Raw genomic sequence first — 21,435 nt, 5'->3', positions numbered from 1 at the left:
AAGTGCTAAATTCCTGCAAGTTTCGACAACATTTTTTCAAAAGCTTGAATGAAATGCTGGCGATCTTCTTCACTAAATGCCTTCGGGCCTTTAGTATGACGCCCTGATCGTCGCTCTTTTGCAGAAACATAGCGAAAGAAAAGCACCGTATTCATTTCGTCGTCATTATAGTACTTTCCACGAGGAGACAGTGCATAAACCCCTCGACTTACTAACATGCTTGCCAAGCCAGTATCTTGAGTTACGACAATATCCTGCTTGGCTGCGTGATTTAAAATATATAAATCTGCGGCTTCCTTTTCTGCATCCACATAGACCCATTTTCCTGGTGTAGGATTTGTTTGCATGTGAGCATAGGAAGCAACAAACACAAGCTCGATGTCATATGTATGTGTAAGTTCAACGATTTCTGCTTTGACAGGGCATGCATCAGCATCGACAAAAACTTTACTTTTTCTTTTGCTATAACTCTGTATTCTACATCCCTCCAGAGATTCCTTCTAACAAATTGTTATTTCCTGTAGATGGCATTTGTCGAATACTTTTTTCGATTTTGACTTGACTTTTATATAAATAGTTTATTCGTTCTTAACAAAGTCTAAACCTAAAACTATTCTTTTTTATCACAATTTTTTATTATAATATAAACAACCTATATTTTCTATACCAAAGTCACTTGTTTTTAAAAGTTCTGTCATATTCATCTTTGGTATATTTTCTTAGGCTTACAGCATACAAACATAAGAAAGCAATCTCCTTTATATTACGCACGGAGGAGATCCATCGTTTATTTCTTTTTGATGGTATTGAGAATGATACCGGCTGTTTCTTCTACGGCCCTGTTGGATACGTCAACCACTTCACAGCCAATCTTATCTACAATCCCTTGAAAAAATTCAAGTTCTTCTTTAATACGACCAATATTAGCATAAATTGCTTTATCGTTTAGACCAAGAGACTTTAAACGCTCTTTACGAATATCGTTTAATTTTTCGGGACTAATAGTAAGCCCTATACACTTCTCAGGTGATACGTGAAACAGCTCTTCTGGTGGATCTACTTCAGGTACAATCGGAACATTGGCTACTTTCAAACGCTTGTGTGCTAAAAATTGAGAAAGAGGCGTTTTAGACGTTCTTGATACACCGATTAATACGATATCCGCTCTAAGAATTCCTCTCGGATCACGCCCATCATCATATTTCACTGCAAATTCAATCGCTTCTACTTTCTTAAAATAATCTTCGTCTAATTTTCTAGCCATACCAGGCTCATAGCGAGGAGAAAGTTGATAAGAAGATTGAATTTTATCAATTAAAGGTCCAATAATATCAAATACCTCTACCCCGTTCTTGGACGCTTCTTGAATTAAAAATTCTCTCATTTCGGGCTTTACTAACGTAAAGCCAATAATAGCGTTGTTCAACTTTGCTACTGAAACCACTTCTGAAAGTGTTGCGATGTCCTCTACATAAGGTACTCTTTTAATTACAAAGTCTGTCATATTGAACTGACTAGAGGCAGCCTTTACAACTAGTTCAGCTGTCTCACCTACAGAATCCGAAATGACATAAAGACATGGGTTGTTCATATTTTGTGCATCCCCTTTTTAATCCTTTTTCACTTATAATACTTCATCATTTGCTAATGCTACTAGTAATTTTGTAATATTTGTTTTGGTAATGCGTCCCACCACTTCAAAATTGCCGTCTCCCTCTTTAATAACGGGCATAGCATCAATCTGTTTTTCAATTAAGATCTTAGCAATATCAATTAACAAATCTTCGCGATAGCAATATGTAATGTTGGGCATTCTCGTCATGATAATATGAACAGGAATAGATGTGAGCTCTTGCTTTCCGATACTCGCGCGCAATAAATCTTTACGCGACAGTACTCCCACTAGCTGTGATTTCTCATCCACTACAAAAAGGGTCCCCACGTCTTCTAGAAACATTGTACAAATAGCATCATATACCGACACATTTTCGTTCACGACTACAGGGATAGACTGATACTCTTGCACCTGTATTTTTTTTATTTTATCTGTAAGAAGCTGTGCTCCTGTTTTACCTGTGTAAAAGTAACCTACGCGCGGTCGCGCTTCTAGATAACCAGCCATTGTTAAAATAGCAAGGTCCGGTCTTAGCGTGGCCCGCGTAAGGCTAAGCTGATCTGCAATATGCTCGCCTGTAATAGGGCCTTCGTCTTTGACAATTTGTAAAATTTGTTCTTGTCGTTTGTTCAGTTCGATTGTACTCACCACCTAATCATTAAATGTGACATACTATTTATAAAACATTATATACTTTTTAAGCAAAAGTAAAAGCTATAACTTATTAATTTTAGCATTTTATCTTTTTAGAATGCCGTTTATTTTACCATGGCTTCTCAAAAAAAGCAGACATTACGCTTACAATAAGCGAAACTACCCCTTCGCTCCACAGTAAAAAGGGTGTCCTCTACACACTACGAGGCACCCTAGCGACAGCAATTCCTTGCATATCACTGATTATCTTTTCTATTTCTCATCAGAGAGCGATTGTTTTAAAGACTCCATCTGATTCAAAAACCGCTTTGTTTTTAAAAACAATCCTGAATATTCTTCATAATATTGATCAATTACAAACTTTAATTGTTTTTTTGTTTCGGGTTTAACAGAAATAGAACCTAACCGCTTTAAATCAATGTAATAAAATAGCCTTAATAGTTTAACCGTCATCGGACTAATTTTCAAATGATAAGGATCTTTTTCTAAGCATCGATGACAAATAAACCCGCCTTCTCGAATGGAAAAATGAAAGGTTCCTTCACCTTGATGGCAGACTGCACATTCATTTAATGTAGGATGAAGACCTAGAACGTTTAACATTTTCATTTCATAAATAAATGTTAAGATCTCTGCATCATACTCTTCGTTCATATAATGAATGGTTTGATGCAGCAGTTCAAATAGAAATGGATTTGGTTTATTGTTCTCAGTAGCTTTATCTGTTAATTCAAGAATATAAGAAGCATACGCTGTTGTGAAGATATCTTCGCGTATGCTTCTCATAGATGAGATAACTTCTCCTTGATGGAGAGTACCCATTCCTGAACCTGCTTGTATAAAAAAGTATCCATACGTAAATAATTGTGTGACGGAAGCTAAGCGACTACTGGGCTTTTTTGCCCCTCTTGCCATGAGACCCACTTTTCCGAGTTCACGTGAATAAATGGTGACAATTTTATTTGATTCACCGTAATCATTCGTTCGAATGACAATTCCTTCACACTTTTTAAACAATCATCATCACCGCCATCTTACAGAAGGCTAAGACAAGGGAGAATTGAGACTTTCGCTGTTGTCCTCATATGTTTCGGGTCTTTCTTTCACTTCATTTTCAAGTTCCTTAAAAATGAGATAAGTATCAATGCTACCTGTTTGTGAAAAAATGTTCCAAGTAAAATTCAACATAGAACTCCCACCTTTCTAACCATAAAGATCAGATACATATTTCAATTCCTTATGTTTAGAATAGCCTTCCGACGTAAAATCATGTAACACAATTTTTTACAAATCACCTTCTTTTATGAAGGGATATAAATCGACGCAAACAAGAACTCAAATGATTAATATTCGTCTTCTCTAAATCCAAAGTCACGGAGATGCGACGCTCGGTTTCGCCAATCTTTTTGTACTTTTACCCATAGTTCTAAAAATACTTTTGAACCTAAAAGGGCTTCAATGTCTGCTCTTGCTTTTCTTCCTACCTCTTTTAACATCTTTCCTTGCTTTCCAATTACGATGCCTTTTTGTGAATCTCTTTCGACGATAATTGTAGCCCCGACGTAAACAGCGCCATTATCTCGTCTTTGCATAGAATCCATCACAACGGCAATAGAATGAGGTATTTCTTCCCTCGTTGCATGCAGCACTTTTTCACGAATTAATTCCGTAATAATAAAGCGCTCTGGGTGATCTGTTACCTGATCTGCCGGGTAATATTGCGGACCTTCCGGCAATCGCTGCTTGATTTGATCAAGCAAACGCTCCACGTTATTTCCTTGTAAAGCTGAAATTGGCACAATTTCAGCAAAAGGATATAAGTCTTTATAATTCGTGATAATTGAAAACAATTCGTCTGGATGAATTTCATCAATTTTATTAATCACAAGGAAAACAGGCGTTTTTGTATCTTTTAAACGCTCGATAATAAATTCATCGCCTCGACCTAAGCCTTCTGTTGCGTTAATCATAAATAAAATTAAATCTACTTCTTTAAGCGTATTTTGTGCTACCTTCATCATAAAGTCGCCTAATTTATGCTTTGGTTTGTGAATTCCTGGTGTATCTATAAACACAATTTGCGCCTGATCTTCCGTGTACACACCCTGAATTTTATTTCTAGTTGTTTGCGGTTTGTCACTCATAATCGCAATCTTTTGACCAATCACTCGGTTCAAAAAAGTTGATTTCCCTACGTTTGGTCTTCCAATAATTGAAACAAAACCTGACTTAAATTCATTATTACTCATGTAAATCCTCCGATGAAAATGCTCCTGGAAGTAATTCTTCCACAGTTAGTTCTTGTATGTCATTTTTTAAATTGGTTAATATAACTTTCATTTCTTTTGGACAAAGCTCAGAGATTACTTGTCTGCATGCTCCACACGGAGAAACAGGACGATCAGTATCAGCTACTACAACAAGTGCTTTATACTCTTTATCTCCTTCTGAATAGGCTTTAAATAAAGCCGTACGCTCAGCACAATTGCACATGCTATAAGCTGCATTTTCAATATTGCAGCCGCGATAAACCTTTCCATCTTTCGTCAATAAAGCTGCACCAACTTTAAATTTTGAATACGGTACATAAGCCATTTCACGAGCTTTTTTCGCCTCATCAATCAGTCCGGTCTTATCCATTTATCCGCTCTCCTTTTGCGCTTCTACATGTCTTTTAACTTGTCCTTTTTTATTATACCACGGGGGTGTAAAGAACCAAAAAGAATCCTTTTTAAAACAAATACTTTAAGAAAATAATTCCTCCTATAAGGACAGCAAAACACGCATAGACCAACACCGCGGCTGCGGCTGCATCTTTTGCGTGTTTTGCTAGTATGTGATATTCAGGAGAAACTAAATCAACAACTTTTTCAACCGCTGTATTCATTAACTCTAAGCTGAACATGCCTGCAATCAGAAGCAGCACAACCGTCCATTCACCAGCTGTAATTGACAGCACGGCTCCTAAGAGAAGGACGATGAAAGAAGCTGCTACGTGAATTTGCATATTTCTCTGTGTTTTACAAACATAGAGAAACCCCTCTATTGCATAACCAAAGCTACTGACAACTTTAGCTATCCCTTTTTTACCGCGAGAGTCCATATTGTTCTAAAATATCTTTTTGACGTGTAAACATCTCTTTTTCATCTTCTGATGTTTCATGGTCATACCCAAGCAAGTGCAAGAAACCGTGAACCGTTAAGAATCCTAGCTCCCTCATAAACGAGTGATTGTATTCTTCTGCTTGCTCATGAGCTTTTGGAATCGAAATGACAATATCCCCCAGAACTCTTGGCATCTCATCTCCGATAATTTGCATTTCATCTTCGCCCATTTCTTCTAGCGCAAACGATATTACATCCGTTGGCTGATTTTTATGGCGGTATTGATGATTGATTTCTTGAATTCGATCATTATCCACAAATGTAACGGATACTTCTGCATCCTCTTGAAGATTTTCATATATAGCAGCGGCTTCAAGCAGCTTCTCAAGCTCTTTTTGCTGCTCTTTACTCACTTCGTTTGTTTCATCAATAAAATCAATAACTAAACTCATACCTTCACCTTCTCTTTTTTTATCTCTGGATATTCAATTCGGGAATGAAAAATCCCATTTAAAGTTTCACATAGTGCTTGGCGAATTAACTCTAGCTCTTTGAGCGTTACGTTACACTCGCTAAGCTGCTCATCCTGCAAGCCATCTTTAATAATATTTCGCACCAAGTTCTCAATCTTTTCCGGAGTTGGATTGGACATTGACCTTACGGCTGCTTCTACACTATCAGCTATGCAAATAACCGCTGCTTCTTTTGACTGAGGCTTTGGTCCAGGATAGCGATATTCTTTTTCATCAATTTTTTCTTCTGTTTGTTCAAGTGCCTTATGATAGAAAAACTTAAGCAGGGTCGTTCCGTGATGCTGCTCTGCAATATCTACAATCTCTTTTGGAAACTTGTGATTTCGCAAAATGGTCGCTCCATCTGTAGCATGTGCGATTATAATATTTTTACTAGTCTTCGGACTTAGTTTATCATGCGGATTGGTAATATTCATTTGATTTTCAATAAAATACTGCGGTCGCTTCGTTTTACCAATATCGTGGTAATAAGCCCCCACTCTCGCTAATAAACCGTTAGCTCCTATCGTTTCGCACGCCGCTTCAGATAAGTTTGCCACCATTACACTGTGATGATACGTTCCCGGTGTTTCGGTTAAGATTTTACGTAATAGCGGATGATTAGGACTCGATAATTCAATCAGCTTCATCGTAGATAAAATGCCAAATCCACTTTCAAAAAACGGAAGCAAACCTATAGCTAAAACGGAAGCAATAACACCAGATGCAATTGACATCATGCTGTAATAGCCAAGCTCTACAGTACCAATTTGGCCATTTTTAATAAAAATAATAGCAAAGCTAATAATTACGTTTACCATAGCCACAAATAGACCTGCCTGCAAAATCCGTGAACGCCTGTGCTGCCTGCTTAAAAATAAAATAGCAGCAATATTGCTAATTAAAAAGTAAATCCCAATGTTCATATTAAACGAGGTTGTCAATTCACCATTAAAAATAATGCTTCCACAAATAGCAAATACAATACTTGATAAAATAGCAATGCGTTCATCCATTAAAATTCGAATCAGCAAACCTCCCACCGCAACAGGAGCTAAGAAACCAATTTCCGATAAATCAATTTGTTGAAACAAGCTTAAGATTTTCATGAGGCCAATCGTAATGGTTGCTACCAATACATACAACAACAAGGGCTGATATGTCTTGGTGTGAAATTCACGCAAATAGTAAATGAGGCCGGCTATCATCATCACAATCAGCAAAGCTAATCCCGCAAAAGGCTGAATAGATCCTTTATTATTCAACAATCCCGCGAGCTGGAGCTGACGATATATATCAGGATTAATAAGCTGATTTTCTTCTACAATAATCTGACCTTGTTTAATTCGAACAGGCTCCACTTTTTCCACAGCTGCTTGACGGTTTTCAGCTGTTTTTTTGGGATCATAAATCACATTTGGAATGATAGCGAATTTAGCAATTGCATTCATTGAATCCTTTAGGGAGTTGCTGACATTGGTGTAAACAAGCTGACCTTCTACCTGGTCTTTTTTCTCTTCTACATCGCTAATCTTCACTTGATCTTTCATCACATGATGAACGGCTGTAACTACAGCGTCTTTCGCAATCGATAAATCACTGTTAGAAGACTGAAGCAGCTGCTTGATGGTATCCTTTGGCAAGTTTTTTTGAATGTCTTCAGGAAGCTTGTCCTCTAGCATTTTTTGTTTGGTTTTTAATACGGCATCGATACTGTCATCTTCATGATCTTCTTTTTCATATTTTGTATTAACTTCCATCATCGCATCAAAAATAGATGCAACAAGATCGACTTGGTTCTGTGCGTATTCTGTTTTTTGTGTATACACATCTTCAACGGCTTGTTCTGCCTCTGCCCGTTTTTTCTCTGTGCTCTCTTTATCTTCAATGGTAACGGGTGAGTAAATGGTTTGCGGGGAAATAGACAGTAGTCTAAGATCTAATTCCTGCGGCTTTACATTGCTATACATAGACGCAAACATCATTATACCTAACAAGGCATATAACCCAATTTGAATTAACCGTAATCGCTCGATCTGTGCCATTGTTTGCTTGATTATCCGAAACGTTGACACAAACGTACCCCCTTTTACAAAAAATAGACCCTATTAAGAAAGGGTCTTTTGGTCAGCGTGTTCGTACGCTTGAATGATACGTCCCACAAGTGGATGGCGCACAACATCTGACTGTTCTAGATGAACAAACGAAATACCTTTAACATTGGTCAGGATTTTCGAGACAGCCGCTAGACCAGACTGAGCTCCTTTTGGTAAATCAATTTGTGAAATATCTCCTGTAATCACCATTTTAGACCCAAATCCTAGTCGTGTTAAAAACATCTTCATTTGCGCCATCGTGGTGTTTTGTGCTTCGTCTAAGATAACAAACGCATCATCTAGTGTACGACCTCGCATATAAGCAAGGGGTGCTATTTCAATAACTCCGCGTTCGATTAGGCGTTGCGTATGTTCTGTTCCTAATACATCATGTAATGCATCGTACAGAGGCCGCAAGTACGGATCTACTTTTTCTTTCAAATCTCCTGGCAAGAAGCCAAGACTTTCACCTGCTTCAACAGCAGGACGTGTTAAAATAATACGCTGTACGTGACCATTTTTAAGAGCATTAACGGCCATGACAACGGCTAAATACGTTTTACCCGTACCAGCAGGCCCAATTCCAAATACCAAATCATTTTTCTTAATAGCAGAAATGTAGTGACTTTGTCCTAATGTCTTAACACGAATAGTCTTACCTTTTACGTTTTTACCAATCTCTTCTTCATATACATCTTCAAAAAACTCGAGAGAATTTTTCTTAGCTAATTGAATCGCATACACAACATCTCGTTCAGATATGGAAATATTTTTGCGGATAATGTTCAGTAACTTTTTAAGCATTTCTTCCACTAGCTGAACATTTTCTGTACTTCCGGAGACTACAACAGTCTCACCTCTTGAAATGATCGAGACCTGCATTTCTTCTTCAATTCGCTTTAAATTCGCATCTTGTACGCCAAATAATGAAATGGCTTCGTTTGAATCATCAAGTTGTACGTTAATTGTTACTAGCTGTTCTGACATTCATCAATCTCCTTGAATAATTGGTTGAGTGTTCGCAATATTTTCTATAACTTGGTAATGTATTGATAATCTAACTTTACCATTGTCCTGTTCTTGGTGCAAAACTTTTTCACCTTTTATTTTAGCATCCTCACCTAAAGTTGATAGTAATTTTTTTCGACCGATTTCCAAAGCTTTTTCCACCGCCTCTTGTTTAGAATAGACGCGCTGCGAATTCTGTTCTTCTCGTACAGCAACTTTCTCATACGACAGAGGTAATTTCCATTTAAAAAAATAGAGTGGATGCTCCACTTTTTCTGTCACCTTTGAGCCGTATTTCTCTTTGTTAAAAGCCCAAAGAGGCATTTTAAAAGCTTGAAAATCTAAATAGTGCTTCGTATATCCATTACCCGTTAATACTTGAAAATCAGTTTTTAAAGGCACTTCCACCTCAGACTTATACCATGTTTCACCGTAGACTTTTCCTTTAGCAGCTACTACTTTTTTATTTTTTTCGTTTCCAATAATACCGGAAACTAAGACCTCGCCTTCGTTGACAAAATCATTAACCTTGACTAAAGGTTGTCCTTTTTCGACAAACAAATTCGTAATAATAGCTTTCTTTTTAGCAATTAAATGTTGGTAAGGTGTTTTTTGCTGAGGCTTGGGCTCATTTTTTTCAACCACTTGGAAGTGATAAGAAGTGCCGCGCACTTCTACTCCCACCCAGGTAATATTGTTCATATTATCCGTTAAATAGCGCTGAATTTTTTCAGGACTCTCTAACAGAAATTGAAACTCTCCTCTTTTTACACCTATTTTGGCCAGCTGCTTCGTCATTTGATGTTCTGTTTGTGGTTCTGCACCGCTAATTTCCACTTTCCACACCATGTTGGAAAGCAAACCAAGAATAATAAAAAAAGAAAGAAAACCTAAAGCAAATCCACTATTTTTAATCACTCGTTTTGTTAAAAAAGGAAAACCTCGGCCTCTTATAAAATAAATTTTACAGTCTGCGTTGCGAATTAGTATACGAATTTTCTTTACATCTTTCAATAATATCGTTGCTGTCGCTAGCTGACCGTCAACTTTATGGACATTCGAGATCATAATCTGTTGTCTCACACAATTATTTAAGAAACGTTCAATTCCTTTTCCAACAATTCGAATACGTACGGTACCAATAACAAAGTTTGTCCATCCATTCTTCATTTTTTTCCTCCTTGTGTTATTGTTCTAAATAAAGAACTTGATTGATTTTACCTTCTAAAACCAGTTCTTCTGGCAGTATTACTTTAATGACCAGTCCTTCACCTCGAATTAACATTTGTCCCTGTTTTAGTAACACGCGTATTTCAGTATCAGAAAAGGCTAATAAACCTTTATGATTTTCAATATAAATGTGTATTTGTCCAACTAACGTAATACGGGGAAGATCCATTAATACATCAGCGGGTAGTTCCATTGTTTTTGTCATCCATCTTTTCATTTGGTGTCTCCACTTTTTGCTCATAAAAAGAACCCCCTTTCATCTCATGTTTATGAGAAAGGGGGTTAATGTATCACATCTATTTATCGTTTATATTTACGTTGTTTCGATTTTGGCGGCCCTAGAATTTCGGACCATATCACTCCTTGAACAGCTTCTTTACGAGAAATGGGCTTAAAAACGTTTTTCTCATCAGTTGTTTTTGGTTTTTCAACTGCGATTTTCTTTTGAATAGAAGGTTCATGATACGAACGGTTTTTTAGCTCTTCCAGTTTTTCTTGCAAAGGATTTGTTTCTGCTGAAGGAGCGATTTCTGGCTCCATACGAGCTGTTTTTGGCTCTTCTTTGACAGGGCGATATCTAGGTCTTTTCCGCCTTGAAGGATTGTTTACAGGAGGCATAGGAGCTCTTTTAGAACGCTGCTGTTCTTCCTCTTTTGACTGAGCCATAAAACGCTGCACAACGTTAAAAATAATCCCTCCAATGATGACAAAAATGAAAGCATTATTAATAATTAGTTTAATAAGCGTTTCAACGATATTCATTAGGAGAAAACCTCCTTGTTAAACTGATTCATTATTTCTCATCGTCTTCTTTAGACATTTTTCCAATTGAATCACGCATATCCGTATCAGCAGTCAAGTTTTGAATATTCATATAATCCATGACGCCAATATTGCCAGAGCGCAGTGCTTCTGCCATCGCTAATGGTACTTCTGCTTCTGCTTCTACTACTTTTGCACGCATTTCTTCTACTTTTGCACGCATTTCTTGTTCTTGAGCAACGGCCATAGCACGACGTTCTTCGGCTTTTGCTTGGGCAATATTTTTATCTGCTTCTGCTTGGTCTGTTTGAAGAACTGCCCCAATATTTTTACCAATGTCGATATCAGCAATATCAATGGATAAGATTTCAAACGCTGTTCCGGAATCCAACCCTTTTCCTAAAACCGTTTGAGAGATCATATCAGGGTTTTCCAATACTTTTTTGTGATCTTTTTGTGAACCGATTGTAGAAACAATCCCCTCGCCAACACGGGCAATAATCGTTTCTTCTCCAGCTCCCCCTACTAGTCGATCAATGTTTGCACGAACGGTAATTCGGGCTTTTGCTTTGACTTCGATTCCATCCATAGCCACCCCTGCAATAAAAGGTGTTTCAATAACTTTTGGATTAACGCTCATTTGTACAGCTTCTAGCACATCACGGCCCGCTAAGTCGATAGCTGCTCCGCGCTCAAATGTTAACTCAATATTTGCTCGGTGCGCTGCAATCAACGCATTTACCACGCGGTCCACGTTACCGCCTGCTAAATAGTGGCTTTCTAATTGATTAATGGTAATACCTAAACCGGCTTTACTTGCTTTAATTAACGGGTTCACAACGCGAGATGGTATCACTCGACGAAGTCTCATTCCGACCAGTGTGAAAATACTAATACGAACGCCTGCTGCTAATGCTGAGATCCATAACATAATCGGTACAAAAGTGAAAAAAACAGCTAAAGCAATAATTGCTAGGCCAATAACTACAAAAAACAATACGCTACCTGCTTCCATTAATTAAGGTCCTCCTTTTTCAAAGGCTCTGTGAGCTTCCGCACCACAACCCTTGATCCCTCTACTTTTATAATATTTACTAACACATCTTTGTCTAAATATCCGCCTTCAGTGACTACATCCACATACTCTTCATCGATGAGCACGGTGCCTGAAGGACGCAGCGGTGTTGTTGTTTTACCTTGTTTTCCTATTAATTCATACCGATTTTGATTCGATACATAACCAGATTCGGTATTAAGTGAATCATTAAGCACCATTTTTTTGAAAGGTGTAAGCTTTCTTTTAAAAAATTTCATCATCACAAACGCACCTCCCAGTGCCACCACTATTGCAATTACAAGAGAAATTCCCATTTCGACATTATTATCTGTTGACATAAAAAAACTTAAAATGATAGCTCCAAGCCCTAGCAGCCCTAAAACGCCGCCTGGCACTACAATCTCTAATAGAAGCAGTATAATTCCTGCTATAAATAAAACGAGGGCTTCCATTCCTGCTAATCCTGCTACCATATGACCATAGAAAAATAAAAGAAGTGAAGCTACTCCAATGGAGCCCGCAATACCAAATGAAGGCGTAAACAATTCAATTACAATTCCTAAAGCACCAATGGATAATAAAATGGGAACAACAAGCGGATGGGTAAGAAAACGAGCAATTTGTTCACTTACACTCATTTTTGCATACGTCAGTTTAGCATCTTCATAGCCAAGCACGCTCAGGAGATCATCTAAATTTTTTACAGTTCCTTCTGAATAACCAACTTGCTCGGCTTGCTTCGGAGTTAGCGTCAACAATTCGTTTCCTTTTAAGTTGAGCTCAGGTATGACCATCTTTGTGTTTGCCATCGCTTCTGCATATTTAGGGTTTCGGTTATTTTGTTCTGCTGCGCTCTTCATAGCCGATAACCAGTAGGACTGAGCTTTTTTTCCTGCTGCATTTCCCTGTTGGTCAATCACAGCTGCCGATCCCATTGTAGAGCCGGGTGTCATATAAATTTGATCGGCGTTAAGTGCAATATACGCTCCGGCCGATAATGCTTTTTTGTCGACAAAAGCAGCGGTAGGAATAGGTGTTGAGGTTAAGCTTTTAGCTATTTCAGAAGCTGCATCTACAGCTCCTCCAGGAGTATCTATGTCCAATATAATCAAATCTGCACCGTCATTTTCCGCATCTTCAATGGATCTGTTTAAAAAAGAAAGCAGTCCATTTTCTACCGTTTTATTGACAGGAATAATGTGTACACGCTTCACGTCAGCGGTGCTAATAGTGGGGAATAACCCAGTGGCTAAAATAAGAAAGCACACGAAAGAAAATAAGGTTTTCACCGAATACACTTCCCTCCTTCCATAGATAGTATGAGTATGTATCTGTATATACGAATAACTTTAACAATAGTTTCAAATTTTTTAAAATTTATCTATTTTATTCTTTGCACTAGAGAAACAAAACATACGTTCGGATATTATCTATATAAAAAACACCTTACACAAGGTAAGGTGTTTTTTATGATAAGTGTTGAAGGACAAGCTTATTAACAAGAGAGCCATCCGCTTTGCCTTTTACTTTCGGCATAAGCGCTCCCATAACTTTCCCCATATCAGCTTTAGAGGAAGACTGCGTTTCTTCAATCGTCGTTTTAATAATTTCAGATAACTCTTCTTCAGTTAGCTGTTTAGGAGCGTAAACTTCTAAAACCGCTAATTCAGAATGAATTTTATCAACAAAATCTTGACGACCTGCTTTCTCAAATTCATGGAGGGAGTCTTTACGTTGTTTGAATTCGCGAGAAATAACCGTCAACTCGTCTGCTTCAGTTAGGTCAGTGCCTAACTTAATGGCTTCGTTTTGAAGAGATGCTTTGACCATACGAATGACCCCAAGCTTCTCTTTCTCTTTGTTTTTCATCGCTTGTTTCATATCACTATTTAAACGCTCGAGAAGACTCATAAATCCACCCTCTTATTAGAACTTGCGTTTTCTAGCAGCTTCAGATTTCTTCTTACGCTTTACGCTAGGCTTTTCATAGAATTCGCGCTTTCTTGCTTCTTGTAACGTACCAGTTTTTGAAACTGAACGTTTGAAGCGACGAAGAGCATCTTCAAGCGATTCGTTTTTACGAACAACTGTTCTTGACATTCTAATTCCCTCCCTCCGAACAAAACCACTAACATCATAATGAAATGACATGTTAGACATGTCTTTTGCAATTATAATATAATGATTCCTTAAGGTCAACCGCTTTACATAAAGTAATGCAGTTATTCCCCCTTTATTTTATGAACTTTCTTGATAAAAGATTACTCACTCAGCTGTTTTATACGTATGAAAAAAGCTGCGCAAACACGCAGCTTTCCAATAAGTGTTATGAGCTCATTTTCACCTGATCTTGAAGATGAACCTCATCTAGCACGCGAACAAACTCACCTTCATTATAAGGATATCCAGCTTTTGAAATTTTCACTTTTACAAGCTTTCCAACCATTTCTTCAGACGCTTTAAACACAACCTTTAAGTAGTTATCAGTATATCCTACATATAAACCACTTTCAGGATCTTCTTTATATTTTTCTTCCGGAATTACTTCTAGTACTTCTCCTTCAAACGTTGAAGCATATTCTTTTGCCAATTGGTTTGAAAGTTCGATTAAACGGTGCACACGTTGATTTTTTACTTCTTCATCAATCTGGTCGGTCATACGAGCTGCTGGCGTACCTGTACGTTTAGAATACGGGAATACGTGAAGCTCTGAAAAACCGTGCTCTTTAATAAAGTTATACGTCTCCATAAACTCTTCTTCTGTCTCACCTGGGAACCCGACAATCACATCTGATGTAATCGCTAATCCAGGAAGAGCTTCTTTCAGACGGTTTAAGCGCTCGCCAAAGAACTCCATTGTATACTTACGACGCATGCGCTTCAATACCGTATTTGAACCTGATTGAAGAGGGATATGCAAATGACGTACAACCATTTCTGACTGATCTAGTACCTCTATCACTTCGTCCGTAATTTGACTTGCTTCAATTGACGAAATACGAATGCGTTTTAATCCTTTTACTTGAGACTCTAAATCACGAAGAAGCTGGGCAAGATTGTAATCTTTCATATCTTCTCCGTATCCGCCAGTGTGAATACCTGTTAACACGATTTCTTTATAGCCTGCATCCACTAGCTGCTGTGCTTGTGCTACTACTTCTTTAGGATCACGAGATCGCATTAAACCGCGTGCCCATGGAATAATACAGAATGTACAGAAGTTGTTACAGCCTTCTTGAATTTTTAACGAAGCACGCGTACGGTCTGTAAATGCCGGTACATCTAGCTCTTCATATACGCGTGTTTTCATAATGTTTCCTACACCGTTAATCGGCTGACGCTCTTTTTTAAATTGTTCAATATAATCAAGCATCTTAACACGATCTTGTGTACCTACTACGATATCAACACCAGGAATGGCCATAATTTCAGCTGGCGAAGTTTGAGCATAACATCCAGTTACACAAATAACCGCATCTGGATTTTTTCGCACAGCTCTGCGAATAACTTGACGGCTCTTTTTATCTCCTGTATTTGTTACCGTACATGTATTAATTACATATACATCGGCAGTTTGTTCATATTCAACACGCTCATAGCCTTGGCCTTTGAACAATTGCCAAATTGCTTCTGTTTCATAGTGATTTACTTTACACCCTAGCGTGTGAAAAGCAACTGTTGACATAATCGTCACCTCATTAACTCAGTTTGATAAGATATAGCAGACAGCGCATATAATGGAGCTGTTTCTGCTCGTAAAATCCGCGGACCAAATCCGCTTATTGTAAATTCATTTTCTTCTAATACTTCTACTTCCTGCTCGGTCAAACCACCCTCGGGGCCTACAACCACAAGCACGGAATTGCCGGGTTTTAAAGCTGAAAGAACAGCGTGCAGATGAGATGTTTCTCCTTGCTTTGCTCTTTCTTCATAGGCTACAACTTTATGAGTATAGTCACCGCTAATTTCTACTAGTTTCTTAAAAGAAATTGGGGCTTCTACTGCTGGTACAATCGTACGATGAGATTGTTCTGCAGCCTCTTTAGCAATCTTGTTCCAGCGATCTACTTTTTTTTGACTCTTTTTATCATCCCATTTAACAACTGAACGAGCCGCAATAAAAGGGATAAACCTATACGCTCCAAGTTCTGTCCCTTTTTGGATAATAAGCTCGAGCTTATCCCCTTTAGGCAGACCGTTCACAATTGTAACATGGACTGGAAGCTCTTTTTCTTCGCTTATCCATTCTATAATAGATGCTTTCACTTCGTTAGCGGAAATATTTTCAATTTCACACAAAGCAGCTTGCCCCTGTTCATTACAGGCAATAAACTGTGATCCTTCATTCATTCTCATGACGCGTGAGATATGATGGGCATCATCTTGTATCACTATGACACTTTGCTCTTGAAATTGATCATTTGGCAGAAAATAACGTTGCATCTTGACACCTTCTCACTTGTTAAGCTTGTTTTTGCGCAATAATTGCTACCCAATCTTCCATAAGCGTTACTTCTTGAATAACAAAGCCCGCTCCCGTTAACGCTTTTTTGACATCTTCTTTTTTCGCACTAATAATACCTGATGTAATGAACATGCCTCCTGGCTTTAATACCTTTGCAGCATCGTCTACAAAACGAACGATTACCTCAGCTAGAATATTCGCCACAACAATGTCAACCGGTCCTTCTATGCCTTGCAATAAGTTGTTTTGACCTACTGTTACGATATTTCCAACTTGATTCAGTTCAATATTTTCGCGGGCAGAACGTACGGCTACTTCATCAAGATCTAGAGCTTGTACATTACTTGCTCCTAACAGGGCTGCGCCAATACTTAGCACTCCTGAGCCTGTACCCACGTCAATAACGGTATCTCCTGCTTTCACTGTTCTTTCCAATGCTTGAAGAGACATAACCGTCGTTGGATGCGTACCTGTACCAAAAGCCATTCCGGGATCAAGCTCGATAATCAATTCATCTGTGCTTACTTTCTCATAGTTTTCCCAAGTTGGTACAATCGTAAAACGCTCTGAAATTTTCACAGGGTGGTAATATTTTTTCCAAGCAGTGGCCCACTCTTCCTCGTTCACTTCACTGATCGTAACTTTGTTAGCTCCTAAATCAAAGTCGTAAACAAGCAGTCCATTAATTTCTTTTTTGATACCATCCACAGTTTCTGCTAAAAAGCTGTTAACTGGAAGGTATGCTTTAATCACTACACCTTCCTCTGGGTAGTCTTCTACGTTTAAATCATAGATTTCACCAAAAGTTGTATCTCTGTCCTTCACTAAATCAGCAGGATCTTCAATGACTACCCCGCTAGCTCCTGATTCATGTAAAATATGTGAGATGGGTTCAATTGCTTCTTGCGCTGTATGAATACAAATTTCAGACCATTTCATTGCTACCAACTTCATCCTTTCTGCCTTCAGTAATATAGGATTTTAAATATGAACATGACAGATGACAGGTTGGCAAAGTACCTTTACCAACCTGTCTCTGTTTATTATGAAAGACAATTATTCTCCTTTAATTGCTCGTTTTACTTTTGCAAAAAAGGAATCATGCTGCTCATCAACGGCTTCTTGACCGCTCAGTTCAGCGAACTCACGCAATAATTGTTTTTGTTTTTCTGATATTTTTGTTGGCGTTACAACGCGAACGTGAATATGCTGATCTCCTTGACCATACCCTCGTACGTTTGCCACACCTTTTCCTTTTAAACGGAATTTCGTCCCCGTTTGTGTACCAGCAGGAATCTTCAGCTTCACCTTGCCGTGTAGAGTTGGTACTTCTACTTCATCACCTAGTGCTGCCTGAGCAAACGTTAAAGGCATTTCGCAGTAGATATCGTCTCCATCACGTTCAAAGAATTCATGAGTGCGCACGTGGAACACTACGTATAAATCTCCCGGAGGACCACCATTTACCCCTGGTTCTCCTTGAGCACTAACGCGCAGCTGTTGACCATCATCTACACCAGCTGGGATTTTAACATTAATTTTACGTCGTTTTGTTACTTTACCGTCACCGTGGCACGTTGCACATTTGTCTTTAATGATTTTTCCCGTACCATTACAATGATGACACGCACGTCGATTTACCACGCGACCAAACGGCGTGTTTTGTTCAACGTTTAACTGACCTGAACCATTACAGTGCGAACATGTATCAACTTTTGTTCCAGGTTTTGCACCTGAACCGTGACATGTTTCACACGTTTCTTCACGTGGAATTTCAATTGTTGTTTCTTTTCCGAAAACAGCTTCTTCAAAAGAAAGTGTCATCGTGTATTGTAAATCGGCACCTTGTCTCGGAGCATTAGGGTCACGTCTGCGACCACCACCACCAAAGATCGAGCTGAAAATATCTTCAAAGCCGAAGCCGCCAAAGTCTGAGCCGCCTCCACCAAAGCCGCCAAAGCCTTGATTTGGATCAGTATGACCAAATTGATCGTATTGTGCTTTTTTTTGGTCATCACTCAATACTTCATATGCTTCTTTTACTTCTTTAAATTTGTCAGCAGCATCTTCCGCTTTATTAATATCTGGATGATATTGTTTAGAAAGCTTGCGGTATGCTTTTTTTATTTCATCTTTTGTAGCGCTCTTACTGATACCGAGTACTTCATAGTAATCTCGCTTACTCATCAATACTCACTCCCGAATCGTTTCACATAAACGTAATTGTATCATTATTAATAATTCCATAGCAACATAAAAGTTACTTTCTATTGCTCACGTGCACGCAGAGAGCCAAGAGAAAAACTTCCCCTTTCGCTTTTCCACGTTAAAAAAGTCAAAGCCAAGAAATAAGCTTGACTTTGACTTTTTAAAAAGATGTGAATCGCACCATGGCGTCATTCACGTTAGTCGTCAAGATGCATTATTTTTTGTCGTCGTTTACTTCTTCAAACTCTGCATCTACAACATCATCATTTTGAGCGCCTTGTTCACCTGCTTGCTGAGCTTGTTGAGCTTGCTCATACAATTTTACAGTTAACGCTTGAACGATTTCTTGAAGTTCATCTTTTTTCGCTTTGATTTCTTCAAGGTCATTCTTTTCAATCGCAGCTTTTAAAGCATCTTTTGCTTCGTTAGCTTTTGTTACTTCAGCTTCTTCTACTTTTCCTTCAAGATCTTTTAATGTTTTTTCAGTTGTAAACACTAGTTGATCTGCTTCGTTGCGTAGTTCCACTTCTTCTTTACGTTGCTTATCAGCATCTGCGTTTTCTTCCGCCTCTTTTACCATGCGTTCGATTTCGTCATCTGATAAGCCAGTTGAAGATTTAATTGTAATCGCCTGCTCTTTGTTTGTACCTAAATCTTTTGCACGAACGTTTACGATACCGTTCTTATCAATATCGAATGATACTTCGATTTGAGGTACTCCGCGTGGTGCAGGAGGAATGTCTGTTAATTGGAAACGTCCTAGCGTTTTATTGTCTGCAGACATTGGACGCTCACCTTGAAGAACGTGAATATCTACAGCCATTTGGCTATCTGCAGCCGTTGAGAATACTTGTGATTTACTTGTTGGAATTGTCGTATTACGCTCAATTAGCTTTGTAAATACGCCACCCATTGTTTCGATACCTAGTGATAAAGGCGTTACGTCTAGTAATACAACGTCTTTTACATCACCAGTTAATACGCCACCTTGAATTGCTGCACCAAGTGCAACTACTTCATCAGGGTTTACACCTTTATGAGGATCTTGACCAGTTTCTTTTTTGATTGCATCTTGTACCGCTGGGATACGAGTTGAACCACCAACTAAGATTACTTTATCAAGTTCGCTTGCAGAAAGACCTGCATCTTTTAAAGCTTGACGCACAGGGGCCATTGTACGTTCAACAAGACCTGCTGATAACTCGTCAAATTTAGCACGTGATAAAGATACTTCTAAGTGAAGAGGACCAGCTTCTCCAGCAGTGATAAATGGTAAAGAAATTTGTGTAGATGTTACGCCTGATAAATCTTTTTTCGCTTTTTCAGCCGCATCTTTTAAACGTTGAAGCGCCATTTTATCTTTGCTTAAATCAACGCCGTTTTCTTTTTTGAATTCAGCTACTAAATAGTCGATGATTACTTGGTCAAAGTCGTCACCACCAAGGCGATTGTCACCTGCAGTTGCGCGAACTTCAAACACGCCGTCGCCAAGTTCTAGAATAGATACGTCAAACGTACCGCCACCAAGGTCATAAACTAAAACTGTTTGATCTTCATCTGTTTTTTCTAATCCGTATGCAAGCGCTGCTGCAGTAGGCTCGTTAATAATACGCTCTACTTCTAAACCAGCAATTTTACCAGCATCTTTTGTCGCTTGACGCTCAGCATCATTAAAGTAAGCAGGAACTGTGATAACAGCTTTTGTTACAGGCTCACCTAAATACTCTTCAGCATAACCTTTTAAATGTTGAAGAATGATAGCTGACATTTCTTGAGGCGTGTATTGCTTGCCTTCAGCTTCCACCTTATGGTCTGTACCCATATGACGTTTAACTGAAATAATTGTGTTAGGGTTTGTAATAGCTTGACGTTTCGCTACTTCCCCAACTTGACGCTCACCGTTTTTGAATGCCACAACTGATGGCGTTGTACGGTTTCCTTCTGGGTTTGGAATTACTTTTGGTTCGCCGCCTTCTAATACAGCGACACAAGAGTTAGTTGTACCTAAATCGATACCAATGATCTTACTCATTGACAATGACCTCCTTCATAATATGTAGTGTTATTGATTCACTTTAACCATCGCAGGGCGGATGATTTTATCTTTTAATTTGTAACCTTTTTGAAGCTCTTCTACTACCGTGTTCGGTTCGCATTCATCGTCTTCTACTTGCATCACTGCTTGATGCTCGTATGGATCAAATGTTTTCCCAACTGACTCAATTGCTTCAACACCTTCTTTTTGAAGTGCCTCTACCAATTGACGGTATACCATTTCTACACCTTGTAGCACAGATTTAGTTTGTTCGTCCGCTGTGTTAACTTGTAATGCACGTTCAAAGTTATCAAGTGCTGGTAAAATATCCGCAACCAATGATTGAGCACGGTATTTTTGAGCAGCTTCTGCATCGAGACGTGAACGACGACGGAAATTATCGAAATCAGCTTGTAGACGTAAGTAGCGATTCTCTTCTTCTTCAAGCTGTTGCTTTAATTGATCATTTTCTTGTTGAAGAGGGTTTACTTCCTCAGACGCTTCAGCTTCAGTTGCTTCAGCAGCTTCTGTTTGAACTTCTTCAACCACTTCTTCGTTTTGTTCTTCTACTTGCTTTTCGTTTGACAATTCATTCACCTCCCTTAAATGTTTACACACATTTTCACATTTTAAACAACGATTTTTATTTTATCACAGGGAAAGGATGGAAGTAATATATTCCACCCGA

Annotated in this window: 24 protein-coding genes; all 24 read right to left on the bottom strand. The window is 38.5% G+C overall.

Annotated features, from left to right (window positions below; translation table 11 throughout):
* Positions 1-5: 5 nt before the first annotated feature.
* A complete protein-coding gene (locus ACXAE4_RS05205; RefSeq protein WP_028411643.1) occupies positions 6-476 on the bottom strand; it encodes a YaiI/YqxD family protein in 471 nt (156 codons plus the stop codon).
* Between the two features lie 311 nt (positions 477-787).
* A complete protein-coding gene (locus tag ACXAE4_RS05200; RefSeq protein ID WP_014458195.1) occupies positions 788-1,591 on the bottom strand; it encodes a pyruvate, water dikinase regulatory protein in 804 nt (267 codons plus the stop codon).
* A gap of 33 nt (positions 1,592-1,624) precedes the next feature.
* A complete protein-coding gene (gene ccpN, locus ACXAE4_RS05195) occupies positions 1,625-2,263 on the bottom strand; it encodes a transcriptional regulator CcpN (protein ID WP_025750542.1) in 639 nt (212 codons plus the stop codon).
* A 258-nt stretch (positions 2,264-2,521) separates the two neighbouring features.
* Entirely contained in the window at positions 2,522-3,286 is a 765-nt protein-coding gene (recO, locus tag ACXAE4_RS05190; protein WP_013059224.1) for a DNA repair protein RecO, read from the bottom strand.
* 27 nt (positions 3,287-3,313) lie between these two features.
* Positions 3,314-3,457 carry a YqzL family protein gene (locus ACXAE4_RS05185; RefSeq protein WP_014458193.1) on the bottom strand — a complete coding sequence of 48 codons (144 nt, stop codon included), beginning with the start codon at positions 3,455-3,457 and terminating at the stop codon, positions 3,314-3,316.
* Positions 3,458-3,612: 155 nt separating this feature from the next.
* Positions 3,613-4,518 (bottom strand): GTPase Era, encoded by a 906-nt coding sequence (gene era / locus ACXAE4_RS05180; protein WP_013059225.1) that lies wholly within the window; start codon positions 4,516-4,518, stop codon positions 3,613-3,615.
* Positions 4,511-4,909: a cytidine deaminase gene (locus tag ACXAE4_RS05175; protein ID WP_028411644.1), complete on the bottom strand. Its 399-nt coding sequence runs from the start codon at positions 4,907-4,909 to the stop codon at positions 4,511-4,513. The genes era and ACXAE4_RS05175 overlap by 8 nt, the downstream gene beginning before the upstream one ends.
* Positions 4,910-5,000: 91 nt before the next feature.
* Positions 5,001-5,372 (bottom strand): diacylglycerol kinase family protein, encoded by a 372-nt coding sequence (locus tag ACXAE4_RS05170; protein ID WP_028411645.1) that lies wholly within the window; start codon positions 5,370-5,372, stop codon positions 5,001-5,003.
* Positions 5,356-5,826: an rRNA maturation RNase YbeY gene (ybeY, locus tag ACXAE4_RS05165; protein WP_028411646.1), complete on the bottom strand. Its 471-nt coding sequence runs from the start codon at positions 5,824-5,826 to the stop codon at positions 5,356-5,358. Before ybeY ends, ACXAE4_RS05170 begins: the two co-directional genes overlap by 17 nt.
* Positions 5,823-7,931 (bottom strand): HD family phosphohydrolase, encoded by a 2,109-nt coding sequence (locus ACXAE4_RS05160; protein WP_475237317.1) that lies wholly within the window; start codon positions 7,929-7,931, stop codon positions 5,823-5,825. The genes ybeY and ACXAE4_RS05160 overlap by 4 nt, the downstream gene beginning before the upstream one ends.
* A gap of 63 nt (positions 7,932-7,994) precedes the next feature.
* The gene (locus ACXAE4_RS05155) at positions 7,995-8,969 is read right to left on the bottom strand and encodes a PhoH family protein (RefSeq protein ID WP_028411648.1); all 975 of its coding nucleotides are present in this window, start codon (positions 8,967-8,969) and stop codon (positions 7,995-7,997) included.
* Positions 8,970-8,972: 3 nt separating this feature from the next.
* Entirely contained in the window at positions 8,973-10,160 is a 1,188-nt protein-coding gene (gene yqfD / locus ACXAE4_RS05150; protein WP_028411649.1) for a sporulation protein YqfD, read from the bottom strand.
* 16 nt (positions 10,161-10,176) lie between these two features.
* Complete coding sequence (gene yqfC, locus ACXAE4_RS05145; RefSeq protein WP_013059232.1) at positions 10,177-10,461, bottom strand: sporulation protein YqfC; 285 nt, start codon at positions 10,459-10,461, stop codon at positions 10,177-10,179.
* A 59-nt stretch (positions 10,462-10,520) separates the two neighbouring features.
* Positions 10,521-10,982 (bottom strand): hypothetical protein, encoded by a 462-nt coding sequence (locus ACXAE4_RS05140; RefSeq protein WP_028411650.1) that lies wholly within the window; start codon positions 10,980-10,982, stop codon positions 10,521-10,523.
* 31 nt (positions 10,983-11,013) lie between these two features.
* Positions 11,014-11,997, bottom strand: a complete 984-nt coding sequence (floA, locus tag ACXAE4_RS05135) for a flotillin-like protein FloA (protein ID WP_028411651.1) — start codon at positions 11,995-11,997, stop codon at positions 11,014-11,016.
* A complete protein-coding gene (locus ACXAE4_RS05130; RefSeq protein WP_028411652.1) occupies positions 11,997-13,328 on the bottom strand; it encodes an NfeD family protein in 1,332 nt (443 codons plus the stop codon). Before ACXAE4_RS05130 ends, floA begins: the two co-directional genes overlap by 1 nt.
* Before the next feature lie 178 nt (positions 13,329-13,506).
* Positions 13,507-13,950 (bottom strand): GatB/YqeY domain-containing protein, encoded by a 444-nt coding sequence (locus ACXAE4_RS05125; protein ID WP_475235594.1) that lies wholly within the window; start codon positions 13,948-13,950, stop codon positions 13,507-13,509.
* Between the two features lie 15 nt (positions 13,951-13,965).
* The gene (gene rpsU / locus ACXAE4_RS05120) at positions 13,966-14,139 is read right to left on the bottom strand and encodes a 30S ribosomal protein S21 (protein WP_013059237.1); all 174 of its coding nucleotides are present in this window, start codon (positions 14,137-14,139) and stop codon (positions 13,966-13,968) included.
* 226 nt (positions 14,140-14,365) lie between these two features.
* A complete protein-coding gene (gene mtaB, locus ACXAE4_RS05115) occupies positions 14,366-15,724 on the bottom strand; it encodes a tRNA (N(6)-L-threonylcarbamoyladenosine(37)-C(2))-methylthiotransferase MtaB (RefSeq protein ID WP_025750549.1) in 1,359 nt (452 codons plus the stop codon).
* Positions 15,725-15,729: 5 nt separating this feature from the next.
* A complete protein-coding gene (locus ACXAE4_RS05110) occupies positions 15,730-16,482 on the bottom strand; it encodes a 16S rRNA (uracil(1498)-N(3))-methyltransferase (protein ID WP_028411653.1) in 753 nt (250 codons plus the stop codon).
* A gap of 19 nt (positions 16,483-16,501) precedes the next feature.
* Positions 16,502-17,443 (bottom strand): 50S ribosomal protein L11 methyltransferase, encoded by a 942-nt coding sequence (gene prmA, locus ACXAE4_RS05105; protein WP_028411654.1) that lies wholly within the window; start codon positions 17,441-17,443, stop codon positions 16,502-16,504.
* 117 nt (positions 17,444-17,560) lie between these two features.
* Positions 17,561-18,691: a molecular chaperone DnaJ gene (gene dnaJ / locus ACXAE4_RS05100; RefSeq protein ID WP_013059241.1), complete on the bottom strand. Its 1,131-nt coding sequence runs from the start codon at positions 18,689-18,691 to the stop codon at positions 17,561-17,563.
* A gap of 235 nt (positions 18,692-18,926) precedes the next feature.
* The gene (gene dnaK / locus ACXAE4_RS05095) at positions 18,927-20,744 is read right to left on the bottom strand and encodes a molecular chaperone DnaK (RefSeq protein ID WP_475235591.1); all 1,818 of its coding nucleotides are present in this window, start codon (positions 20,742-20,744) and stop codon (positions 18,927-18,929) included.
* Between the two features lie 30 nt (positions 20,745-20,774).
* Positions 20,775-21,335, bottom strand: coding sequence for a nucleotide exchange factor GrpE (grpE, locus tag ACXAE4_RS05090; protein WP_289578453.1), 561 nt, complete (start codon positions 21,333-21,335; stop codon positions 20,775-20,777).
* Positions 21,336-21,435 lie beyond the last annotated feature (100 nt).

Source organism: Priestia sp. ABM2_011, assembly GCF_056158845.1.
This window is presented reverse-complemented; position numbering and strand designations above follow the sequence as displayed.